Source organism: Wolbachia endosymbiont (group A) of Ancistrocerus nigricornis (genome assembly GCF_947250785.1).
Taxonomy (GTDB): domain Bacteria; phylum Pseudomonadota; class Alphaproteobacteria; order Rickettsiales; family Anaplasmataceae; genus Wolbachia; species Wolbachia pipientis.
Genome location: NZ_OX366348.1, coordinates 343,523 through 365,752, shown reverse-complemented (window position 1 = coordinate 365,752; position 22,230 = coordinate 343,523). Strand labels below are relative to the sequence as shown.

Sequence of the window (22,230 nt, the reverse complement as noted above, 5' to 3'; positions counted from 1 at the left end):
TTTTGTAATATAAGATAAGAATGATAGACATTCAATCACAACTAAAAGTAGCATTAGCTGAGATGGATAATATAACACCAAAAAACATCAAGTGCTTACAGCAAGAGGCAAATGCGATGATAGAGGACCACCAGGAAGTAATAGATAGATTCTGCAATATTGAACTATAAACGATGCCAAGCAAACTAAAGAAATAAAGCAAAGAAAGGTTTAAAAAACATAGTTTCGCCCAAAAAACATACTAAGGGGCAAGAAGCTAAAATTTCAAACGATAAGCCAAAACCGCTACATGAGCAACCTCTAAAGTTGATGGCACTAGAACAGAAGACCTCTAAAGTAGAAAATGTCAAAAAAAATAAAAAAGGAATAAAAGAAAAAATAAAAAGCTTAAAAACAAAACCCGTAGAAAAAGAGCTGAAAAGAGGCAAAGTGTTCAAAAAAGGCTTCAAAAAGCTAAAAGGGAAAATAAAAAAATTAAACCCAATAAAGGTTAAGAAAAATAAGATAATCGGGAGCAAGAAGTTAGCATTTTTACTAACATCTGCTACAATTGTGGCAATTTTACCAACATTCAGTCTAGCTCCTCTTCCATCCTTAGCCATAACTTCTGCATGTGTTTTCAGTATTAACTTTATCGCAGTCAAGACACTAAAGAAATTTATTAAACAACGTAAATTAGCGGCAAAATCCGAAGCTGAGCCAAAAAAGCTAGAAGAGGTATCTGTTGAACAAGCGAAAGAAGAATCTAAGCAAATTTTCAGAGATGGCAAATAGATTTACTAAGTATATAACTACTTTTACTTATATCTTAATATACTATTTCTGAGTACCCCTGTTTTTAATCCAGAATTCAAGTCAAGTTTATATCAGAAAGGCCTTCATACTTGTTACTTCATTTTTGGACACTCACCCAACTCATCAGCAGTTAGGCCAGTTGTTTGCAAGATAATATTAATAGCAACACCTGCCTTAACTAGATCTTTTGCAATCTTGATTTTCTCTGCTTTTTTAACCTTTTTCTTAACAACCTTCATACTTTTAGACAGAGTTTCAACTAATGCGCTCAATCTACTCCATGATTCTTGATTTTCAGTCTTGTTGTGTCCACTTATTTCTACTTCATTACTCTCATCTTTTTTTATTTCAGGCAGTAAAACCCTTACTTTCACTGATAATGCCTTTGCTATTTCATATAATATGTCAAGTGGAATGGCAATGTACCCTCGCTCATAGCCGTGTACTTCCTGAGGTGTTACACCAATTTTATTTGCTAAATCTTCTTGAGTGTATCCACGTATTAACTGTAGAATTTCTATTCTCTGTCCTACTTTATAGTCTATAGAATCTATACGGACTTCCTTCTCTGTATTATCATATTTGCAAGTAGATAAGCCTGTTGCTTGCAAGATAATACTAATAGATATGTCCTCTTTAACTAGATTATCTGATACTTCCTCTATTGCTTCTTTTCTGCTGCTTTCTTTGTAACCCTTGGCAAATTCAACCAATGAGTAGATTGCCTTGCGTAATTCCTGATTCTCAATTTTTTCATACATTCTCACCAGGCTTAATATTTTTTCTGCCTCACCTTCAAAATAACAATCTTCATTTAGTACTTTTGGTTCAGGAAGTAGATCTGCAGTATTAACTGATAATGCTTTCGCTATTTTATATAATGTTTCAATTGAGATAGGATTGTACCCTTGTTCATATTTGTGTATTTCCTGATATGTTACACCGATTTCATCTGCTAAGTCTATCTGAGTATATCTTTGTATTAACCTACAAATTTCCACTTCTTGCCCTACTTTATAATCAATAGAGTCTATATACTCTGGGTTATAGTAGCCTTTAATAGTCGGTTTTCTTATAGAAACAAACATACCTCCTACTTTTTTCACCATAAATCTCTCATATAGTAGCTTGCGAGGCAATGTCAATAGAAATGCCTAGTCTAAGTAGATTCTTTGCAATTTCGATTTTTTCTGTCTTTTTAACATTTTCTTCGATAATCTGCATACCTTCAGATAAAGATTTGATCAGTACATAAAATCCGTTGCGTAACTCTTGATCCTCAATTTCCTTGTATTCCTTTATTAAACCGTTCAGTTCATCTTTTGCCACAACTTCTTCTATTTGCCCTAACAGTAAAACTGCAATGTTAACTGATAATGCCTCTGCTATCTTGTATAATCTTTCAAGTGGGACAGTTATATGTCCTTGTTCATAGTCATATATTTTCTGGGGTGTTACACCAATTTTATTTGCTAAATCCTCTTGAGTATATTTTCTCATCAGCCTTAGTTTTTTTATCCTTTGTCCCATCCTGTAGTCTACAGAAGTAGTTTTTTCCTCTGCATTACTATATTCTTCAGTCGGTAAGCCCGTTGCTTGGAAAATTATTTCAACAGAAACTCCTGCTTTAACTAGATTTTTTGCTACTTCTATTCTTGCCACTTTTCTACTATTTTCCTTGCTAGCTTGTGCAGATTTGATCAACGAATAAACTACATTACGTAATTCTTGATTCTCAATTTTTTCATACCTTTCTATTAAATCTAATATCTCTTTCCCCTCATTCTCAAGATAACTTTCTTCATTTGATATTGTATGTTCAGGAATAAGATCCATAATGCTAACTGATAACGCCTCTGCGATGCTATATAACCTTTTGATTGAAATTTTACGCTTTCCTTTTTCGTAATGGAGTATTACCCAGTATCTTACACCGATTTTTTCCGCTAAATCTTTCTGAGTATACTCCTTGGCTAACCTACAACTTCTTACTTTTTGTCCTACTTCGTAATCTAAGGGGGTGGTCACTTTCCTTCACAAAAAAATATACTATTACAGGATTTTTTGTTATAGCTCAACTTTGCTGTGAATTTAAAAGTTGTCTACTTCAACTTAGTTGAAAATTTACACCACAATTTTACGAATAGGTGGAGAGAAAAACCCTCCAATTGGTCTAACGTGCCCTAAAGGTTTCCTGACTACCTCCATGTATCCTATCTGTCCATAAAGACGAAGACAATGCTTCACTAACTGCCTCTCTTTCTTCTATGTCCTTATTTTCACCCAAGATGCCACGCCCCGGGAAATTTCCTCTCTTTACCGCCTCTTCAACTGTCATTCCACCAAAGAGGCAATCTTTCCCTACTACTTCTCCTCTTCTTTGTAGCTCATCCCACATTTCCCTATCTGCTACTCTCACTTGTACTTGACCGTAATTTTTTGCATCGTGGTATACTACAACTCCTAGCCCACCAATGCTTGTAGGAAATGTTATCTCAAAGGTGCCTGACACACCTATATAGTCTCTTTTACCTCCTTTCTCGCTTTCGACTTCTATTGTGCTATCGCCCATTTTTATGATACTACTTCTGTTTAAGCCCTCTAGTACTTTTGCCACCTCTACTGTGCTACCCTCAGAAAATTCCGTAATACATGTTTTGTTGTCTATCTCTACACCTATTACGTTTCCTTCTCGAACAGCATTTTCACCAATTTTTCTCTGTTCCCCAAGTTGCTTATCTATCTGTGGCTGAACCTCTGGTTGAAGTTCTTTATAAATTTCATCTACCAGTTTATTCTGCAACAGATTGTCATGAAACTCTGCTCCTCTCAGTATTAATTTACTCATTATCTTTTTCTGATCACCTTTTTTGAACTTGTGAAAATGCATACCCAGTATTACATACTCAGCAAAGCTCCATTCTCCTTCATGACATGCATTTATTCTTATGCCAGCAGATAGAGCTTGATCCACAACCTTATGCATCTCTTTTGGGCTGCCTGCTTTTACCACTGCACTTTTAAACCAGCTCAACTTTTTATTTTCGCTTGCACTTGGCTTTATTTTTTGCAATAAGACAAATGGATTTGCTTGATCACCCAAAGGTTTTGTGCCATAAATACGATCAAGTCCTTTCTCAAAGTTGATTACGAGATCTCTAGGGGAAGGCATCGCTCCTCCAGGCTTCTTAGCCTTATTAATTTTGCTCACAAAGTTAGACTGTTGTATATCAGTACAACTTATGCCTTCAAGATCACTTAATATTTCGTCCGGTAATTTGCTAAGATCAATGTTGAACTTACGAGTATTACCAACTACTGTAATTTTTTTATTAGTCATATAGCCTCCTATATTAAACATATTATCTAAGTCTACAGCGCAATTTGTTACTTTATTATTAACCCAATATGCTCTTTTCCAGGAATTATAAAACATAAATCCGTGATTTGCAAATACTTTTATATATTTATATTTCAACAAAAATAAAAAACATAAATACAATTTTGGATCAGAAAAGCTTTTTAGGTTCAAATTACTGCTTAAAACTTGAAAAGAAAAGTTCGAGCACAGTCATAACAATCCTTTTTCCTTGAAACTAAAATAGTTGTTGCCTGCAACAATAATGTGATCTGCTAACTTTATACCTATGGTTGCACAAGCTGAAGCTAAGTTTTTAGTCATAGCTTTATCACGTTCTGATGGCTTTACAGTTCCGCCAGGTTGGTTATGAGATATTATAATTGATGTTGCTCTTGCAAGTACTGCTTTTCTTGTTATTTCTGTTATATAAAAAGGTATATGATCAACTGTACCAGTATAAGTCTCTTTTCCTACTAAACGATACCCTTTATTCAAATACATTACTTTGAGATTTTCTCTTTCTGAGTAACCAATACTCGTACTTAAATATTTTGCGAGCTTTTCCCAATCGTCTATTACCGGTTCTTCCTTGAACTCTTCGGTTGGTGCCCTCTCTAAAGTTTCCTTAACACACGAAATTATCGCTGTTGTATCATCAGTCACCCCTTCTACCATTTTCAGATCATCCATCTCTTGGCTGAAGATCTTACTTATTCCAGAATACTTGTCTGTTAACCTTCTAGCAATAGCTTGGGCTTGGGTCTTACCATGCACTACACTTAGAAATATTGCTACTATTTCATGATTAAGTAAAGCCTTTCCTCCCCCGCTTTGTCGTATTCTCTCTATTTCTTCTCTAAATTCATTTTTATCTTTACTTTTATTATTATTCATAAGATATACCTCCTATTAGCTACTAATTTTTTTTAATTATTTACTACTGTTTTCTTGGTAGTATTGGCATAAAGCCATAGGTTTCGGGCGAAGTCAAATCAATTTTTCAATTTTTTTTTGTTTATTTTTTATGTAAAATGCAGAAGATATTTCTTAAGTTGTGTTTTTAAAAAAGTAGCTCAGTTGCCCCAGTTGTTCGTAAAACAATATCGATAGAAATTCCTAATCTACGTAGATTCTTTGCAATTTCGGCTTTTTCCGCCTTCTTGACCTTTCCTTCGATAATCTCCATACCTTCAGATAAAGATTTGATTAGTACATAAAATCCGTTGCGTAACTCTTGATCCTCAATTTCCCTGTATTTCTCTATTAAACCACTGCTTGCTTCACTATGTTGCCTTGTAAGTAGATCTTTAATGCTGACTGATAACGCCTTTGCTATTTCATATAACTTTTCAAGTGGAACAGCAATATTTCCTTGTTCATAGTCGCTTATTTTTTGACGCGTTGTACTAATTTTTTTTGCCAAGTCTTCCTGAGTGTATTTTCGCATTATCCTTAGCTTTTTTATCCTTTGTCCCATCCTATAGTCTGCAGAATCAGTTTTTTCTTCTACATTACTATATTCTTCAGTTGATAAGCCCGTTGCTTGGAAAATTATTTCAACAGAAACTCCTGCTTTAATTAGATTCTTTGCCACCTCTATTCTTGCCACTTTTCTACTATTTTCCTTGCTAGCTTGTGCAGATGTAATTAATGAATAAACTACATTACGTAATTCTTGATTCTCAATTTTCTCATACTTTTCTACTAGATCTAATATCTCTTTCCCCTCATTCTCGAGATAACTTTCTTCATTTGATATTGTGTGTTCAGGAATAAGATCTATAATGCTAACTGATAGTGCTTCTGCGATGCTATATAACCTTCTGATTGAAATTTTACGCTTTCCTTTTTCGTAATGGAGTATTACCCAGTATTTTACCCCGATTTTCTCCGCTAAATCCTTTTGAGTATATCTCTTCGTTAGCCTACAACTTCTTACTTTCTGTCCTACTTTGTAGTCTAAAAAATTAGGGTTATCAGCAGTCACTCTTTATCTATAAAAACAAATATTTATATTCTATACTGACTCCTTAATAACCAGAAGAACTATCTCAATAAAGATCATTTCAACAAGCTTAATCTATCTTCTTTCAAACAATTTCTCTATATCACTCAGTTTCATTTCTATATAAGTTGGCCTTCCATGGTCAGAATGTGGCGTTTCTTCCATTTGCCTTAGCAACTCATTCATTTCTTCTAACCTCATTTTCCTGCCTGCTCTAATTGATCCATGACAAGCGATAGTTGCCAATATTTTGTTCACTTTATCTTCTACTGGCAATGTATCTTCTTTTTGTCCATGCTAACAGGATATAGATTTAACATAAAATTTGCTACTGAAATGTTGACATTAAGTTTCAAGATCTTTATCATGTAAAGGTGTGGGAAACCTGTTCTCACGATGTTAGGTAAATCGTATTTGAGTTTTTACGCTCGTATTTTTATTAGGCTCCCACACCAAAAAGCGTATCTTTGATGTCTCCTACAGCTCCAAATTTATGACATCCATCTCCTGGGCTTATAAGGTGCTTTACAGCAGGGTTGATAAAAGATGTACAAAAGGACGTCTAAAGTAGAGGATGCTATTCTAAGATGATCTCTGACAGCCGTTTTTTTATCAACGCATTCAAAACTTAAAAAAATAAAAAACTTGAACATTTCTTCAGAATTGTGTATAATTATTAATGCTTTTTAGGTTGATTTCTTATGACTTTTTCTAAGTTTCTTGATCCCAAAAATGATGTATCGTTTAAGCGTATCTTCGGTACTGAAAAAAATAAAGATATCCTTATTCACTTCCTCAATGATATTCTTGGCTTTACTGGTAAAAATGAAATAAAGGATATAGAGTTTTTAAGTACTATTCAAGACCCTGATATCGCCGCTAAAAAGCAAAGTATTGTTGATGTTCTCTGTAGAGATTCTACAGGTGCTCAATACATTTGCGAGATGCAGGTCGCTAAAACTAAAGGCTTTGAAAAACGTGCCCAATACTATGCAGCTAAAGCTTATTCAAGACAAGCTGATAAGGGCGATCAATACCATAACCTTAAGGAAATTATCTTTATTGCTATAGCAGATTGTGTGCTGTTTCCTAATAAATCTGAGTACAAATCAAAGCATACTATTCGAGATGAAGACACTAATGAGCATGATCTAAAAGATTTCTATTTTATATTTATTGAGTTGCCAAAATTTCCAAAGAACAAGGAAGATCAGTTGGAAAATATAGTTGAAAAATGGGTTTATTTTTTTCGATATGCAGATGAGACTAGTGAAGAAGAGCTGGAAAAAATAATAGGTAGTGATGTAATAATTAAAAAGGCCTATGAAGAACTAAATAGATTTAACTGGTCAGAAAAAGAATTTATTGCCTATGAACAGGAAATAAAACGTATTCTTGATGAACAGGCTGTCCTCGCTCAAAAACTTGATGATGCTACTGAAAAAGGTAGAGAAGAAGGTAGACAAGAAGGCATCCTAATCGGCGAAGAAAAAGGTGAAATGAAAGCTAAAATAGCAGTGGCTAAAAACCTACTTAAAGCTGGCGTATCTGTCGACTTAATAGCTGAATCTACTGGCCTTTCTCAAGCTGAAATAGAGCAACTTCAGGAAGAATCAGCTAACAGATCTTTGTAGCTGCTTGTCTGCTGTTGGATCATTTAAATAAGTTTGAGGTTCATTGCCTACTTTTTCTGGTAACTGACTCTTTGATCGACTAGCGCTAGTAAGAGAAACAGCAGCAAGTATGCAATTAATTGTTCCTTTAGCCAACTCTAATAAAGATTGTTTTGGCCTGCGTGTTTGCTCTGCTTCTTCAATTTCACGTTTTGAACCCATGAAAGGAATTGCTTTGGTTGCTTGTATTATCTCTTTCACATTCTCGCTATCTTTTAAGTGATCAAGATATTCTCTAGCTGTCATACTAACTTCTCTTTTATCTAGGTGATCTTGGAATTTTTCGCTACTTAAATTCATTTCAGCATTAATAAGTAACGGTACACTACCTTCTACGTTAATTTTGGTTCCAAAGTCATATAACTGCACTCTAGATAATTCTTGACCATTAATCTTAATGAGACCAAGCTCATCATCTTGCTCTGCCAGAAGCTGGTGTTCTGTTTTGATTTCTTTTGCTAAAATTTGCCTATCTTTATCGGATAATTGGCTGTTGGCTTTATCAACATCAAAGTGTTCAACAAGAAAACCTTTTTCTCCTACTTTATAGCCAGCAGATTCTACTGCTTTCTCTACAATTTTCATAAGCTGATCAACATTTTTTAACTCAGAAACAAACACTACATTGCTATCAAAATAAGCATAATTATCACCAATTCTGTAAATAGCAACAACATGATTGCTTGTAACCAGATGGATGGCAAAATCGCCTTCAATTTCAGCTATATGATTTGATAAATCACTGAACGCTTTACGGTCTTTTTTGGTGTTAAGAATTAAGCTTGAAGGTATACTACTTGTAGCAGAATCTAGTTGCCTTTCAAAATTAGAAAGCAATTTACTAAAAGCAAAAACTTCTCTTTCTTCCCTCTTAGATATTTGCTTACCCTGCGCTATACGTTCATAAATTTCAGATGAAGCTTTTAAGTTACTTAAAAATGACTCATTACTCTGTGAAAATAAAGCTTGGGATAAGCTGCGTGTAATTGATACACACTTACCATCAATCTTAACTCCACGTTTCTCAAATGGAGGCAAATAAAGCCCTTGTTTTACTGGTGCAATGGATGCATTTGGAAAGTTATGGGATACAAATCGCGAAAACACTTCTTGTTGTTCTCTATTAAAGTGCAATGACTGTAATTGCTCAACACTCAAAATGGAGCTATGCCTAGCAATTCCCATTATAAAATCTTCTGTTGTTGAAATAAGAGAACCTGCATCTCTAGCCTTTTCATCAAAAACAACTCCCACAAAAGCTACTGTATTACCGTCTGTAAGTGTTTTACATGTGACGCACTCTTTATACATTTCTATCTGCTTAACTGCCTCTTGCTTTAATCTCTGAACTGTCACATTTTTCCTTGGTCCTTTAATCTCTAACCCTACTGGAGCATACTCTTTAGCACTGCCAGCTTGGTCTGCAAACTTAATACCATGAACTAGCATATCAATACGTTTTCCTCTCCCTGTCTGAAACTCTGTTAATATTAATGCTCTATCTTCTTCTTGCGGCTCTCCTAGCCTTATGTCACTATAGTGGCTAAATGTTCCATTGAGTACAGCTTGTGTGTGTGCTTCTTTTTCTATTAAAACTTTAAAAGGCAGTACCGCCTCACCTAATTTTTTAAATAATCCCTTATATTTGTCTATTGATTGAGATGAAGATTGATCTTGTGAAGAAGCAAGCTGAGACTCTAGAGCTTCATCAAATACCTCTTTTAACCTATCAGGATAAGGGATATTCTCAAAATCACCTTGAAACTTATCAGGCATTCCACTGGTGTACTGTGCTAGAGGAATAGGTGCTCTAATCTCCATACTAAAATATTCTTCAAATTTTTCCTTTTGTTTATTAACGTTAAAGTTAAGGTTTAGTTCAACCACTCTTCTATCTCCTATCTCTTGCCTGAGTTTATCAAGAGGAATCCCCTTGTTTATCACATTATCTCTTCCATCTGTTTCAACAATATTCATTACACAAACTGATTTTTGAGCAGATTTTGAAACTAAGACTATTGTTACAACTCCGTGACTCTGATCCAACCTAGATGGTTGACCGGCACCTTGCCCTTTACTTTTCTGATCTTTAAGACGTTGAGATTGAGGTTCAGATTGAGCTTCTGTGGGTATATTTTCTCCATAAATAAAAACGTGCTTTTTAAAATTGCTTTCTAAAACTTCAACTTCGTTTAGTAACAGGGACTGCCCTAACAAAAATCTACTAAAATAATGATTATCTCCCTTTTCTCCTGTACCAGGAAATGTGTGATAGATACGCTTTATGTTATTCTGAACTTTCTTTTTCAGCCCCTCTTCATTAACTCTACCGTTATTTCTTCCATCAATAGATATCAATATTTCATTAAAAAGAGGAGTAATTTCTTGATCACGTGATTTAGCAACGATATCTGAAATAGGAGATGGATGGTCGAGATTTACACCAACACATAGAATATTTTCTGCAGTAGTTAAAACTCTCATTACGTTCGGTTGAAAACCTTTTGTATAATCTTCAGCTTGCTTTAAAGCAGCAGATGGTGTAGTTTTACTGTTAGCCTTTATTTTACTCCCTTTCTTCCTTAATTGTTCTAGCTCCTCTTTAGTAACAGCTTTCACTTCTATAACAATAGGAATAGAATTAACCCATGATGTGCTGCTTCCCGTGCTCCTTCAGCATAACTAAGTGAATCCTTATATTTTGAATGGAAGTTGCTGACTTTCTTGAGAATCTTCTTCAGAGATTTTTTAACTTCTTCTATGTCAGAATTAGTTAACTTAGCTATATCATTTTCTGGATTCAGCCATAATTCGCGTTTTATTTCTTGAAAGTTATCCTTTAAAGCACGATCTTCATGCAATTTTTTATCTTCCACTGCAACAAGTACTCCTTGTTGATTAACATTACCTTTATCAATTGTTACTGATTTAACTCTTAATTCGCCCAGATTGTCAAAAACAGATTGAAATCGTGCAGGCTGAGATCTTCCTAATGCACCACTCAATTCACCATAACTGAACTTTTGAGTTGCAGAAGGGGCACCTTTCTCTGAGATTACAAATAACCTTATCTTATCTATCGCATCTCCTCTACCTTTAATGTCACCTTCTCTTATAATAGCCACCTTTAAAGTTTTTGGACCATCAAAACAGAAATATACTTTTTCAATATCTAGCTTTGTTGCAATTTCTGTGTCTACCAAAGTAGAAAAGCTTCCTAAAAAGAAATGAGGAAAAAAACCTCCTTTATTTACCGAATGTAAATACGATGGAATTTGGTCAATATATGATAGAAACCTTGCTTTGAAAGATTTAAACTCACTACTTGGTTGAGTTGGATGTTCGGCAGCACTAGCACCTATAACTGAACCTGCTTCCTTAATCAATAACTCTATTAACTCAAAATCTTGTGGTCTTTCTTCGTTTGGCATAAATCCCCCGTTAATATATAACTCTTTTATCTATTCAATCCTAGACTGACCATGCGGTTTTTCAACTTTCGCTTCAGTTAAATTACTACTTGGACCGGGTACATCCTCCCGATAAGGCTCCTTATCAGTAAACTTATTACAATAGGCTGAAAATCTATCTATAGAAGGAATATCTCCCTGCATTTCTAATATAGAATGTATATAATTAATTTGCTTCACCCTTTGATCAGAACTTAGTTCATTTAGTACTGCCCACACTGCCTTCATGCAGCCCTTTTTCGCCCAATGTACTAATAGATTTCCATCAAAAAAGGTGGATGGATCTATTATCTCCTCTACCTCTTCTTTTATTACAAAAGCACGATGACGGCCAAATTCCTCTTTCATCCACATGTGTATAAAAAGGTTCTCAGCTGCATCTACATAATGTCCAGAATAGTTTTGTATTCCTATAGAGCATAAACGGGTATGATAACAATCTTCTGAAATATCACTTGGCTTTAAGCAATCAAACAATTCCTGAAATTTATCAAAACTAAGCACGTCTTTTATTCTGTTCAAAGAACCATAATGACCATTTTTCTCTAAATCCCTTTTTAAAAGCTCTAGATACCTATCAGTGTTTATCTGATCAAAGAAAAACTCAAATATATCAGGATAAATGCAAAAATTAGGTCCTGCTGAATACACTGCATTTTTCATCAAGATCTCATCCTTCTTTTGTGCACTCATCTCATTCTCAGGTAAAGATTTTATTTTACTCCAAAAGAATTCCACTGCTTCTACTCTTCGCCAACCTACTGCACAATCAAGCCCATACTCATATGGATGACGACCCCTCAAATCCAACTTATCAAGATACCCACTAATGAAATGTGACCAAAACTGTGCTATAGGACCTTCTCCACAGCACCTAACTAAGTGATGATATTCAAGCAAACTTTCATTACCTTGAGCAGACAATTCCTCTTTTCTTTCCTCAAATATAGCTCGTATTTCACCCTCTAAACAACACTCACAGGAAATCTCGTATCTACTTGCCCTACTAAAAGAATTATCTGAATCTGGTACAGCAAACTTTCTACCTACCTTCCGTCTATTAAGCTTGACTCCATGCAATCCTCCTACTTCCTCCCATGATTCCTTATCAGATAACACTTGTGCAAGAAGATTGTGCCCTTTTTGACCACTTCTTTCAATTATCTTCGAATGCGTACAGCACCAGCGTTCAATTTGAAGGAGCTTAGATGCCCTATAAGGATCATCCTCCTTAATAGATGAAAACAAAACTTCTGGAATATCCTCACGATCCATAGTTACCTCCCTTAAAATGAATGAAAAAACACCTTGATTCTTAAATCTATGGCCTATCAAAACTAATCACCACTCAGTGTGCCATAGGTATATTACTCTATCTTTAAAACTTTTCAATCACAATTTTAGAAAATTTTTTAGATTTGGAATAATTTTTGATAACAGGCTCAATACATGATCTTTTATTTGTTTTTAAATTTTTTTGTCTTGAGCTTGTACTGATTCTTCCATAAACAAACTACTATTAATTTAGCAAAATATATTATTAAGATCTCCAGTAAAATAACCATTTCCAGCAACCAAAACCAAAGGTTGTGAGAAGAGTTTGTTTTGGGATGGCATGGTCTATCACTCAATACGTGCGAACTTTTCTATATAATAATTCTACTATACCATAAAAGCAGCTATATTAGCCTACTTTTACTACATTTACATACGAACTAACTTACCTAACTTTGTTGCAAAGATTGCAAGTTCCTATTTTCATAACCCTACTTTTACGTAGCTTGTTCTCACAAAGATACGATCTTTTTGGGATCTTTGAAGAAGTAAATAATTGAAATCTTTGTAATACTTGGTTGCAATGTTTTTTAGAGACAAAAGGTATTTTCCTATATCTGAATACAATAAATTTGTAATTCTGAAAAAAATATAAAACTATTGCTAATTATAATAATTGTGTAATAATTAAAACATAAGTTTTTAAGTTAAGGTAGTGTTGTGAATAATCAATTGAAAGAAGTATCTAATCCAATAAATATTCAAGCAGATTTAGAAGAGAACAGTATGGTTGATGGAATAGAAAAGCGGTCAAAAGAACAAGGTTTTTATGCAACACAGACCATACCAATTTATCAAGTTAATCAAAATATTACGTATTCATATTTAGCTACGCTCGATAGTCACTTAAAAAAAGATGAGCATTGTGTACACGAAAGTAATATACATACTGACTTACTTAATTTTGCTTTTCATGGTCACTTAGAGAAAGTTCAAGATCTATTAAACAAAGGAGCTAGCGTTGAGACAGAAGACAACGATGGTAACACGCCTTTGCATATTGCCGCTGAAATGTGTCACTTAGATGTAGTTCAATTTCTGTTAGAAAAAGGAGCCAGTGTTGAGGCACGAAACAACGAAGACTGTACTGCTTTGCATATTGCTGCTAGCGAGGGCCACTTAGAAATAGTTAAAGCTCTATTGGGCCAAATGAATAATGCTGACATACGAAAGAATAGTTTCAAATGTGTCTTGCATATTGCTGCTCGAAAGGGTTACTTAGAAATCGTTAAAGCTCTATTAGACAAAGGTACTGATATTAATGCAACAAACTATGACGGCGATACTGCTTTAAATGAAGCTGCTGGATGTGGTCGTTTGGAAGTAGTTCAATTTTTGTTAGACAAAGGAGCTAGTTTTGAAGCACGAAACGAAGAAGGATGCACTGCTTTGCATATTGCTTGTGAGGTGGGCTGTTTAGGCATAGTTAAAGCTCTGTTAGAAAAGGGATCTGATGTTAATGTAGTAGCGAAAAAAATGGCGATACTCCATTACATGAATCTGCTAGAATGAATTGCTACAATATAGTTGAATATCTTGTAGAGGAAGAAAAGGCTACTATTGATGTAAAAAACTTGAGAGGTGAGACTCCTTCCGATTTGGCAGATTCTAATGGTTACAAAGATATAGTTAAGTATCTTAGTCTTCGAGTAAGGGAGTGTCCCAAAACCTCGGGAAGTCTGGCTGATGATAAAAATGTGATACAGTATCAAAAAGTGACAGAAAATAAACACCTAACTATAACTAATAGAGCAATAAAGACCAGTTTCTGTGTAGGGATAATGACCATGTTGACAAGTGTGGCTATTGGATGTACTGCTATTCATCTTAGTTTATCAATATCAGCTACTGCTGCATTGATTGTTGGGGCCATTGCTGGTGGCATTACATATGCAGTATTAAAGCCTAATAGTAGGCTAAATGAATGTGAAGTGAATAGGCAAAGCTTACCTCAAATGCCTAAGGACGAATGTTGCATGTCATATTAGTTCTTGCATTTTATGTCATGCGTGTGAAAATGGTGTGTAGTATTTTTAACCGAGGTGGAGTTATGGAATTGAATAAATTGCAGGAAGTATTAAATTCTGCTAACGCTGATGTTGGTTTCAGTAAGAGTAATGTAGTTATTAAAATAGAAGAGAGATTAAAGCAAGTAGATCCAGGTAAATTGTGCCAATTAAGTTTTGCTGTTTTAAAAAACAACAAACAAATGGTAGAAACCCTTATAAAAGGACGTCTAAAGTAGAGGGTGCTATTCTAAGATGATCTCTGAAAGCCGTTTTTTTCATCAATACATTTAAAACTTTGAAAAATAAGCTAAAAATAAAAGAGTTGAACATTTCTTTAGAATTGTGTATAATTGTTAATGCTTTTTAGGTTAATTTTATGGCTCTTTCGAAGTTTCTTGATCCAAAATTAGATTTAACATTTAAGAAGATCTTCGGTACTGAGAAAAATAAGAATATCCTTATTCACTTTTTAAATGACATCTTAGGCTTTACTGGTGTTAACACTATACAAGATGTTGAGTTCCTTAGCACTATCATGAATCCTGAGATTGCTTCTGATAAACAAAGCATCGTTGATGTTCTTTGTAAGGATTCATACGGAAATAGGTATATTGCGGAAATGCAACTCGCTCGTGATAAAGGCTTTGAAAAACGCGCCCAACTCTATGCTGCTAAAGCTTACTCAAGACAATCTGGCAATTACATTGATTTTAAGAAAGTATTCTTTATTGCTATTTCTAATAGTACGCTATTTCCTACAGAGGTTGAGTATATTTCTACTCATAATATACGAGAGATAAAAACCAACGGACATTATCTAAAAGATTTTCAATTCGTTTTCATTGAGTTGCCTAAATTTACAAAAAACAGAGTAGAACAACTAGAGAACACAGTAGAAAGGTGGTGTTTTTTTTTCCGGTATGCAGAAGATACTACAGATGAAGATTTAAGAAAAATAGCAGAAAAATCACCAATAATAAAGCTAGCATATGATGAGTTAGACAAATTTCATTGGAATGAAAAAGATCTAATGGCGTACGAGGAAAGAATAATGAATCTACAGAAAGAAGAAGCCATCCTTGAATATAGGCTTGATCTTGCTAAAGACGAAGGCATCCAAATCGGTCATGAAAAAGGCAGAGAAGAGGGTGAGAAGGAAGCTAAAATAGCAGTTGCAAAGAATCTACTTAAAGCAGGTGTTTCTATTGATATTATAGCTCAAACTACTGGTCTTACAGTTGATGAAGTTAAAGACTTAAGCTGATTCTATCTTTTGACACCTAGATGAACATCTTTGTACTAGATGAAAACCCAGTAATTGCAGCACAAATGTTGTGTGATAAGCATATAGTAAAAATGCCATTAGAAACTGCTCAGTTATTAAGTAATGTTTTTTCAATAGCATTAAAAGCGCCAAATCCTTTTGTCAGTACCACAGATCAGAATATAGCAGTTCCATATAAACTCACTCACAGCAATCATCCTTGTTCTTTGTGGGCTAGGCAATCGAAAGGGAACTTTTGTTGGTTGATAGAGTACGGAAAAGAATTATGTAAAGAGTACACTTGGCGATACAAAAGAAAGCATAAATCAGAAGAAGTAATAGATTGGTGTGATAGTAATAAGGATTTACTCATTTTTCGATCAACTGATATGCAAGCTTTTATAAAAGCACTGCCCGATCGGTATAAATGTACTAATCCTGTAAAAGCTTATAGGGAGTATTACCTACAGGAAAAGATGAGATTCGCTAAGTGGGAAAATGGAAGAGAAGTTAAAAGCAATAGATCCAACCACGTATAAAGAGTGGAAAAATTTTAATTTTAATGTGAATTATTGGATAAACAATTGCGCAGAGAGATGTACTCTATTGCATATCGCTGCTGGAAATGGTTATATAAAGGCAGTGAAGACTCTATTGGAAATAGGTGCAAAGGTCAATGCAGTAGATCTAGATAGGATGACTCCGTTACACTTAGCTGCCGAAGGAGGTCATGCAGAGGTAGTAAAAATCTTAATAAACGCAGATGCAAAGGTCAATGCAGTAGATCTAGACAGGGTGACTCCGTTACACTTAGCTGCCGAAGAAGGTCACGCAGAGGTAGTAAAAATCTTAATAAACGCAGATGCAAAGGTTAATGAAGTGGATAGAATGAAGCGTACTCCATTGCATATGGCTGCTAAAAATGGTCATATAAAGACAATGGATGCTCTATTAGAAAAAGGTGCAGAAATTAATATAATAGATAAAAAGGGGTTGACGCCATTATTTCTTGCTGCCGAAAATGGTCATAAAGAAGCAGTATGTGCTTTAATGGAAAAGGGAGTAGATTTTTTATTGGGAAATAAAAATAGAATCCTAAAGTACTTAGAAAAACTAACCAAAAGTGATAATTTAAAACAGTTTCGAAAAGAGCAAAGGGATGATGAATATGAATCACTTAAATACTCATTGCTATGTCGTGATGATCATTCTTTAGTTGATATTGTTGGAGGAGATATATTCAATAGCTTAATGCATATACGGCTTGCTGGCATATCTGGTCTAACACCAAGTCAAAGAGAATTAAATAAGAATTATTCAGTATCCTCCAAGCATACCTGTCTTTTAGTGATGAAGGTGATTATAATGAACATGGTTATATTGTGAGACTTAGAAATTTTTTACAAGACAATGGAGATAATCAAGATCTAGAAAAAGTCCTTAATCTTAGAAGAGGAGAATCTAAATTAACAGTATTACACATAATATCAAGTATAGCTGGGGTAGAAAAAGAATATGACGATTCTGTAGCTTTACTTTTGAAGGCAGGAGCTAACCCTAATGTAAAGGATGATAGAGGAAAGACACCCTTGCATTATGCTACTGGACCTAATAGTATAGCTTCTCTTATGGAAAAAGGAACTAATCTTAATGAGCAGGATAATGAAGGAAAAACACCCTTACATTGTATTGCAAGCACTGATTACAATGATCTCATCTCTTCACTTCTGGATAGTGGAGCTAGATCTGATATATGTGATAAACAAGGAAAGACCTCACTAGACATAGCAATTGATAATTGTAACTACTATGCTGAAGGTTATCTTTTAACTGAGGATCACAAAAGGTTGCAGCAAGAATTAGACTGTATTCTTGGTGGTGTTGACAAAGATAACCCTTCTTCTCTAAGTAAAGGTCTTACTGTATTAGAAAAGTTTTTGAATGAACGCAAGGGTACTCAAGACTTAAAGAGAGTTTTAAGCCTTCATAACAATAAAGGGAAGTTACGAATCTTCTAAGAAACTCCTAAGAACCTTCTTCATCTATCGGCTCCTCTTTCATTAGTATATAACCAAATTCCTTTGCTTTTTTAGTCAAATTTTTGACTACTCTCTCTTTGTAGAGTGTTTCATAATAGTTCATTCCTTTTTCTACATATTCTTGTCCATATTTTAGCATATTATAAAAAATACATGCTAATTTCCTTGCTGTAGCAGTGATCGCTTTTGGTATCCCTAGTCGCTTCTTTAACCTCCTGCAGTATGCACCAAGTGCAGTGTTGCTTCTTGATACACAATGAGCAGCAAGTCGCAAGGCAGTTGCAGCACGATTAACAACTTTACGAGTTCTTGTTCCAATAATTTTCCCTCCTGTAATTTTATTAGCAGGACTTAATCCGAGCCAGGAAGAAAAATGCTTTTCTGTCCTCCATTTATTGTGATTTATACCTGTTTCTGAAATGATAGCCTGTATACTTAATACATCAAGTCCTGGAACTCTAGTAAAATCCATCCCCGTTATTCGATATAAATCTTCATCTACGGCAAAATCTGGACTATTCTTCTGTTTTCTCTTTCGTGTCTTATTCAATGCCCTGTTCTCATTCGACTTTGTTTCAAATGTTTTATAGTAATTTTCTATACTTTTATCACATCCCGTTATTTGCTCTTGAAAAAAAGTATATGCTGCATATTCTTGTTTTAGCACAAACAAGTGTTCCTCTCTATAATCACCAGCTAACGCTTTTGCTATAGTAGACTGATCATTTTTTATTCGTGCATCCCTGAATTTAGCCAATTTCTCAGGATCTCTTTCGCCTTCAATTATAGCTTCAATGATTTTCATACCAGTTATCCCAGTAATATGACTAATAACCTTGTGTAATTGAATATTCATTTGAATTAGCGCTTTTTGCATACGTTGAGTATGTTTAGCTGCATTTTCAATTAGATTAGCACGTTGTCTAACGTAACTACGCAGTACACACATTTGATTATCCGGTCTAAATGATCCTTGAAGCAGTCCATAGCTGTGCAATTGTTGCAGCCATTGACAATCTTGAACATCAGACTTTCTACCAGGCACATTTTTGACATGTCGCGCATTTACTAATTTTACTTCAAATTTATGTGATTCTAATATTTGAAATAAGGGAATCCAATATACTCCAGTTGACTCCATGGCTACAGTTCTAACCTGACACTTTTTTAACCACTTTGCTAAGTTGTGTAGATCTACTGTAAAGCACCCAAATTTTTGGATACGTTGTTCATCTCTTCCTTCAGGTACACATACATAATGTACAGTCGAGCCAATATCAATCCCTGCTGCATCAAGGTTTATTGTTTTTAATTTACTTTTTGCTTCTGCCATATAAAATCCCTCCTATATTATTATGATAAGAAGCACTTCAGCTTGGGACGGTTAGGTTATACAATCTTCTAAACGAGGTAGCCCAAAAAGAACTCCATCAATGGTTTTACCATTTCCCCCAAAACCATGCTTTCAAACGGGCATTTATAGCACCATTGATTGTTTCGGTTATAGCTGCAGAAGCGCTTCTTCATAACACTATACCCAAAGAACATAAAGTAAAGAGGGAGTTTCTTTTTGGTTTTACAGATTTTATCTGTTCTGGGCTTTCAATATATCAGAGATGTTTTTCATAGTGATGAAACTTGTTGTAAAGAAGCAGAAAGATTGTTGCTGGCAGCAGGAATAAAAGATTTCAAAGGGTTAGATAGTGAAAAGCATCTGCTTAAATCTAGGACTCTATGGGATAATTTAATACTAGACCAGCAGGCAAAGTTAGAAGTGTTTTTAGATGAAGTAGGTAAAGCGCAAGACATGAATCAATTAGAACAAGTTGTAAACGAAGCTATAAAGTCTGGAATAAGGTTTAATTTTCCTCATCAAGGAAAGCTATATGGAAAGATGTATGAAGATAAGTATAACTTTATGGATTGTGTGATGAAAAGAATAAAAGAGATTAGTGAATTAGAAAAGAACTCCAAGGTTGCTAGTGATATAATATGTAAATTAGTATCAAAAGGAGCGGTGTGGTATGTTGTAGATAGTATGTATGTGCTCAATACACTGGAATTAGAATTTGAAGATCATGAAACTAATATGATAAAAGCTCATGGAAGTTGTGCAAATCTTACTCTCAAGTTTATGGAAGTTGTTAGAGGTGCAACTAATGGTAAGTTAAAAGATGCAAAAATGGACAACTCTACTTTCTACTTAGAGTATTCAGAGGATAGCATAATAGATGTCGCAAAGATAACAGATGGGGCAAGGAGCTTAGGGTTAACTCAAGGAAAAATAGAATACGGAAGAGATATAGTAAAGATCGGTAAAAGTGAGGTAGAAATTATAACGGAAAATGGCATAAGGCATTACACTAATCTTGCAGACAATAATAATATAGTGTTAACTTTCTCTACTAGTTTAGGAGAATTAGAAGTTAATTTGTACCCTGACAAGCAAGATAAAATAATAGTAGAAGTTAGTAACAAAAAGGAAATACTGGAAAAGTTCAAAAATTGTAAAGAAGAATTAGGTGAGAATTGCTCGCTTGGTGGATATTGGGTCTACGATGCTATTAAACAGGGATGTTTTGAAAGGTCTGGAAAACTTTGTCAATCTTTTGAAACAATTAGTCTATCTAAAAAAGTCTCAGAAGGAGTCAAAGCAGCGGTAAAAGGTTTAAAGTGTGGTGATATAGTGAGTTCTTCATCCAGTAATATATTTCCTCCAAAAGCGATTATGCAGGAAGGTAAAGCAAGAGTACCAGGAGCATGAACTCAAAGTTGCTTAGGGTCAAGTTTTGAGTATTTTACTAAAATAGCTTTAACATTTTTTGGGGAATGTTTTAAATCCTATGGTGATGTTAAGTTAATAGCTTAAGAGATATTCTAAAGGAGTTATCTTATTTAAAAAATTACTTGGACGCTTATAGTTTTTTGAGCATAGCCTTTCATGTTAGATTCAAAGAAGACTGAATAGGCTGCTCCACACTTTCTACTTTCTCGAGCTTGGTGTTGGGCTTAAAGGTATTGACCTTACCCAGAAAAAGTGGAGAGAAAGTTTGGAATGTTTTTCACAAAGAGAATGATGAATCAAAATGCTCAGGAATGCAATAGTTAATAGTGACGTTGTTTGTTATAAAAAATTTCTATGTATTCAAATATTGCAGTTCTAGTTTGTTGAGCAGAGTGTTGTGAAGTATCAATAAGTATTTCTCTTTTCAATGAGCTAAAGAAGCTTTCCACAACAGAATTGTCGTAACAACAACCTTTATGACTCATCTATGTTTTTTATGGATAAGAGATATTGATAACCTTGCAAAGTATATTGTGAACCTTGATCACTATGTAATAGTAGATTTTTGGCAGGTTTACGCTTGTTAACGGCCATTAATAAAGAGTCCATAACCAATTGTTTATTTATTGAACTGCTCATTAACTACCATGCGTGAATATAGATCGATTATTGTTGCCAAATATAGCCATCCTTCTTTGGTTTTTATATAAGTAATCCCATACTTTATTTGGTTGATCGACAATAAAGTTTTGGTCTAATATATTGGGAGCTACTGTCCGTTTGTTGTTTCTTAATTTTAAATTTTCTTCTCAATATAGCCTGAATACCATTTTTCTGCATAATACTTTGCACTGTTTTTAAGTTGCAACTTTTACCCAAAGCCTTCAATTCAGCATGAATTTTAGGAGCTCCATATCTACATTTAGAAGCTTGATATATTTTTTGAATATCTGCTAATAACTCTTTATTTGCTGATTCTCTACTGCTTATTTTTCTTGTGGTCCACTTATAGTAGCCACTAGCAGAAAATCCTACATAATTCCTGTACTTTATAGCAGTTACTATATAAAAAAATATTTTACTCTTTTTGACTGGCCAGGGCTTTTTTTAAAATGTCTCTTTCCCTTGTTACTCTTGCTTTGTAAATCAAACCTCTCTTTGTCGTAAGGAGCCATGTTACCTCTACCTGGAAATGCATCTGCTGCCGACTTTTTTTCGTTGTGTTTCTTTATCCATTTTCCTAATAAACCACCCTTTATTCCTAAATCCTTTGCTATTTTCGTAATTGTTTGACCTGCCTTTCTTTGTTCATTTGCCAGCTTAACAGCTTCCAATTTGAATTCTGCCGTATATTCTCTTGCCATTTCTAATCCTCAAAAATTTTATTTTACCCGAAAAAACTCCTTTCTTTCTCTCCACTTTTTCTGGGTAAGGTCAAGAAGCCTATTGTCTAATTATGTACCTAAATTTTATTACGGCACTTTCACTACTACT

General features: G+C 34.4%; 20 protein-coding genes and 2 pseudogenes. 11 read left to right on the top strand and 11 right to left on the bottom strand.

The genetic code is table 11. The annotated features are described in order from the left end of the window. Nucleotides 1-20 precede the first annotated feature (20 nt). Both OOK90_RS01905 and OOK90_RS01900 read left to right on the top strand, forming a co-directional pair. Nucleotides 21-170: a hypothetical protein gene (locus OOK90_RS01905; protein WP_405197731.1), complete on the top strand. Its 150-nt coding sequence runs from the start codon at nt 21-23 to the stop codon at nt 168-170. Nucleotides 171-309: 139 nt separating this feature from the next. After that, complete coding sequence (locus OOK90_RS01900) at nt 310-774, top strand: hypothetical protein (RefSeq protein ID WP_264706044.1); 465 nt, start codon at nt 310-312, stop codon at nt 772-774. Nucleotides 775-887: 113 nt separating this feature from the next. On the opposite strand, the gene wmk (OOK90_RS01895) is transcribed toward OOK90_RS01900, so the two are convergent. The 6 genes and pseudogenes from wmk (OOK90_RS01895) to OOK90_RS01870 all read right to left on the bottom strand — a co-directional run. Next, a complete protein-coding gene (gene wmk, locus OOK90_RS01895) occupies nt 888-1,904 on the bottom strand; it encodes a WO male-killing family protein Wmk (RefSeq protein WP_264706043.1) in 1,017 nt (338 codons plus the stop codon). 7 nt (nt 1,905-1,911) lie between these two features. Next, nucleotides 1,912-2,823, bottom strand: coding sequence for a WO male-killing family protein Wmk (gene wmk / locus OOK90_RS01890; RefSeq protein WP_264706042.1), 912 nt, complete (start codon nt 2,821-2,823; stop codon nt 1,912-1,914). A gap of 145 nt (nt 2,824-2,968) precedes the next feature. Continuing rightward, the gene (locus OOK90_RS01885; RefSeq protein ID WP_209473035.1) at nt 2,969-4,135 is read right to left on the bottom strand and encodes a hypothetical protein; all 1,167 of its coding nucleotides are present in this window, start codon (nt 4,133-4,135) and stop codon (nt 2,969-2,971) included. 231 nt (nt 4,136-4,366) lie between these two features. Next, nucleotides 4,367-5,050: a JAB domain-containing protein gene (locus OOK90_RS01880; protein ID WP_209473037.1), complete on the bottom strand. Its 684-nt coding sequence runs from the start codon at nt 5,048-5,050 to the stop codon at nt 4,367-4,369. A 166-nt stretch (nt 5,051-5,216) separates the two neighbouring features. After that, on the bottom strand, nt 5,217-6,143 hold the full coding sequence (gene wmk / locus OOK90_RS01875) for a WO male-killing family protein Wmk (RefSeq protein WP_209473039.1): 927 nt from the start codon (nt 6,141-6,143) through the stop codon (nt 5,217-5,219). A 93-nt stretch (nt 6,144-6,236) separates the two neighbouring features. Then, nucleotides 6,237-6,446, bottom strand: a pseudogene (locus tag OOK90_RS01870) (DNA mismatch repair endonuclease MutL); the annotation flags it as partial. A 416-nt stretch (nt 6,447-6,862) separates the two neighbouring features. Here OOK90_RS01870 and OOK90_RS01865 point away from each other — a divergent pair. Beyond that, nucleotides 6,863-7,795, top strand: a complete 933-nt coding sequence (locus OOK90_RS01865) for an Rpn family recombination-promoting nuclease/putative transposase (protein WP_264706038.1) — start codon at nt 6,863-6,865, stop codon at nt 7,793-7,795. Here OOK90_RS01865 and OOK90_RS01860 read toward each other — a convergent pair. From OOK90_RS01860 to OOK90_RS01850, 3 genes are read right to left on the bottom strand one after another with little or no spacing between them, the layout of a single operon-like run. Beyond that, nucleotides 7,775-10,453, bottom strand: a complete 2,679-nt coding sequence (locus tag OOK90_RS01860; RefSeq protein WP_264706036.1) for a hypothetical protein — start codon at nt 10,451-10,453, stop codon at nt 7,775-7,777. The genes OOK90_RS01865 and OOK90_RS01860 overlap by 21 nt on opposite strands. A gap of 2 nt (nt 10,454-10,455) precedes the next feature. After that, nucleotides 10,456-11,265: a hypothetical protein gene (locus OOK90_RS01855; protein ID WP_264706035.1), complete on the bottom strand. Its 810-nt coding sequence runs from the start codon at nt 11,263-11,265 to the stop codon at nt 10,456-10,458. A gap of 30 nt (nt 11,266-11,295) precedes the next feature. Then, nucleotides 11,296-12,579 carry a hypothetical protein gene (locus OOK90_RS01850; RefSeq protein WP_264706033.1) on the bottom strand — a complete coding sequence of 428 codons (1,284 nt, stop codon included), beginning with the start codon at nt 12,577-12,579 and terminating at the stop codon, nt 11,296-11,298. A 720-nt stretch (nt 12,580-13,299) separates the two neighbouring features. On the opposite strand from OOK90_RS01850, the gene OOK90_RS01845 reads away from it, so the two are divergent. From OOK90_RS01845 to OOK90_RS01815, 7 genes are all read left to right on the top strand, one after another. Beyond that, nucleotides 13,300-14,151 (top strand): ankyrin repeat domain-containing protein, encoded by an 852-nt coding sequence (locus tag OOK90_RS01845; protein WP_264706032.1) that lies wholly within the window; start codon nt 13,300-13,302, stop codon nt 14,149-14,151. Continuing rightward, on the top strand, nt 14,148-14,627 hold the full coding sequence (locus tag OOK90_RS01840; protein WP_208571660.1) for a hypothetical protein: 480 nt from the start codon (nt 14,148-14,150) through the stop codon (nt 14,625-14,627). The genes OOK90_RS01845 and OOK90_RS01840 overlap by 4 nt, the downstream gene beginning before the upstream one ends. A 62-nt stretch (nt 14,628-14,689) precedes the next feature. After that, nucleotides 14,690-14,884, top strand: a complete 195-nt coding sequence (locus OOK90_RS01835) for a hypothetical protein (protein WP_264706031.1) — start codon at nt 14,690-14,692, stop codon at nt 14,882-14,884. Between the two features lie 140 nt (nt 14,885-15,024). Further along, nucleotides 15,025-15,912, top strand: coding sequence for an Rpn family recombination-promoting nuclease/putative transposase (locus OOK90_RS01830; RefSeq protein ID WP_209473055.1), 888 nt, complete (start codon nt 15,025-15,027; stop codon nt 15,910-15,912). A 20-nt stretch (nt 15,913-15,932) separates the two neighbouring features. Beyond that, complete coding sequence (locus OOK90_RS01825) at nt 15,933-16,451, top strand: pyrimidine dimer DNA glycosylase/endonuclease V (RefSeq protein ID WP_264706030.1); 519 nt, start codon at nt 15,933-15,935, stop codon at nt 16,449-16,451. After that, entirely contained in the window at nt 16,411-17,298 is an 888-nt protein-coding gene (locus OOK90_RS01820; RefSeq protein WP_264706029.1) for an ankyrin repeat domain-containing protein, read from the top strand. The genes OOK90_RS01825 and OOK90_RS01820 overlap by 41 nt, the downstream gene beginning before the upstream one ends. Then, nucleotides 17,295-17,930 carry an ankyrin repeat domain-containing protein gene (locus OOK90_RS01815; RefSeq protein WP_264706028.1) on the top strand — a complete coding sequence of 212 codons (636 nt, stop codon included), beginning with the start codon at nt 17,295-17,297 and terminating at the stop codon, nt 17,928-17,930. Before OOK90_RS01820 ends, OOK90_RS01815 begins: the two co-directional genes overlap by 4 nt. A 7-nt stretch (nt 17,931-17,937) precedes the next feature. On the opposite strand, the gene OOK90_RS01810 is transcribed toward OOK90_RS01815, so the two are convergent. Then, a complete protein-coding gene (locus OOK90_RS01810; protein ID WP_264373686.1) occupies nt 17,938-19,284 on the bottom strand; it encodes an IS110 family RNA-guided transposase in 1,347 nt (448 codons plus the stop codon). Between the two features lie 237 nt (nt 19,285-19,521). Between OOK90_RS01810 and OOK90_RS01805 the strand changes: the two genes are divergently transcribed. Further along, the gene (locus OOK90_RS01805) at nt 19,522-20,715 is read left to right on the top strand and encodes a hypothetical protein (RefSeq protein WP_264706027.1); all 1,194 of its coding nucleotides are present in this window, start codon (nt 19,522-19,524) and stop codon (nt 20,713-20,715) included. A 298-nt stretch (nt 20,716-21,013) separates the two neighbouring features. Here OOK90_RS01805 and OOK90_RS06685 read toward each other — a convergent pair. After that, a pseudogene (locus OOK90_RS06685) lies at nt 21,014-22,100 on the bottom strand (IS3 family transposase). Between the last annotated feature and the right edge of the window lie 130 nt (nt 22,101-22,230).

What these genes read in the sequence shown, in the direction of transcription:
- wmk (WP_264706043.1), bottom strand. Translation starts at nt 1,904, where the DNA reads ATGGTGAAAAAAGTAGGAGGTATGTTTGTTTCTATAAGAAAACCGACT.
- OOK90_RS01810 (WP_264373686.1), bottom strand. Translation starts at nt 19,284, where the DNA reads ATGGCAGAAGCAAAAAGTAAATTAAAAACAATAAACCTTGATGCAGCA.
- OOK90_RS01835 (WP_264706031.1), top strand. Translation starts at nt 14,690, where the DNA reads ATGGAATTGAATAAATTGCAGGAAGTATTAAATTCTGCTAACGCTGAT.
- OOK90_RS01830 (WP_209473055.1), top strand. Translation starts at nt 15,025, where the DNA reads ATGGCTCTTTCGAAGTTTCTTGATCCAAAATTAGATTTAACATTTAAG.
- OOK90_RS01820 (WP_264706029.1), top strand. Translation starts at nt 16,411, where the DNA reads ATGGAAGAGAAGTTAAAAGCAATAGATCCAACCACGTATAAAGAGTGG.
- OOK90_RS01855 (WP_264706035.1), bottom strand. Translation starts at nt 11,265, where the DNA reads ATGCCAAACGAAGAAAGACCACAAGATTTTGAGTTAATAGAGTTATTG.
- OOK90_RS01880 (WP_209473037.1), bottom strand. Translation starts at nt 5,050, where the DNA reads ATGAATAATAATAAAAGTAAAGATAAAAATGAATTTAGAGAAGAAATA.
- OOK90_RS01865 (WP_264706038.1), top strand. Translation starts at nt 6,863, where the DNA reads ATGACTTTTTCTAAGTTTCTTGATCCCAAAAATGATGTATCGTTTAAG.
- OOK90_RS01885 (WP_209473035.1), bottom strand. Translation starts at nt 4,135, where the DNA reads ATGACTAATAAAAAAATTACAGTAGTTGGTAATACTCGTAAGTTCAAC.
- OOK90_RS01900 (WP_264706044.1), top strand. Translation starts at nt 310, where the DNA reads ATGGCACTAGAACAGAAGACCTCTAAAGTAGAAAATGTCAAAAAAAAT.
- OOK90_RS01825 (WP_264706030.1), top strand. Translation starts at nt 15,933, where the DNA reads ATGAACATCTTTGTACTAGATGAAAACCCAGTAATTGCAGCACAAATG.
- OOK90_RS01850 (WP_264706033.1), bottom strand. Translation starts at nt 12,579, where the DNA reads ATGGATCGTGAGGATATTCCAGAAGTTTTGTTTTCATCTATTAAGGAG.
- OOK90_RS01840 (WP_208571660.1), top strand. Translation starts at nt 14,148, where the DNA reads ATGAATTGCTACAATATAGTTGAATATCTTGTAGAGGAAGAAAAGGCT.
- OOK90_RS01905 (WP_405197731.1), top strand. Translation starts at nt 21, where the DNA reads ATGATAGACATTCAATCACAACTAAAAGTAGCATTAGCTGAGATGGAT.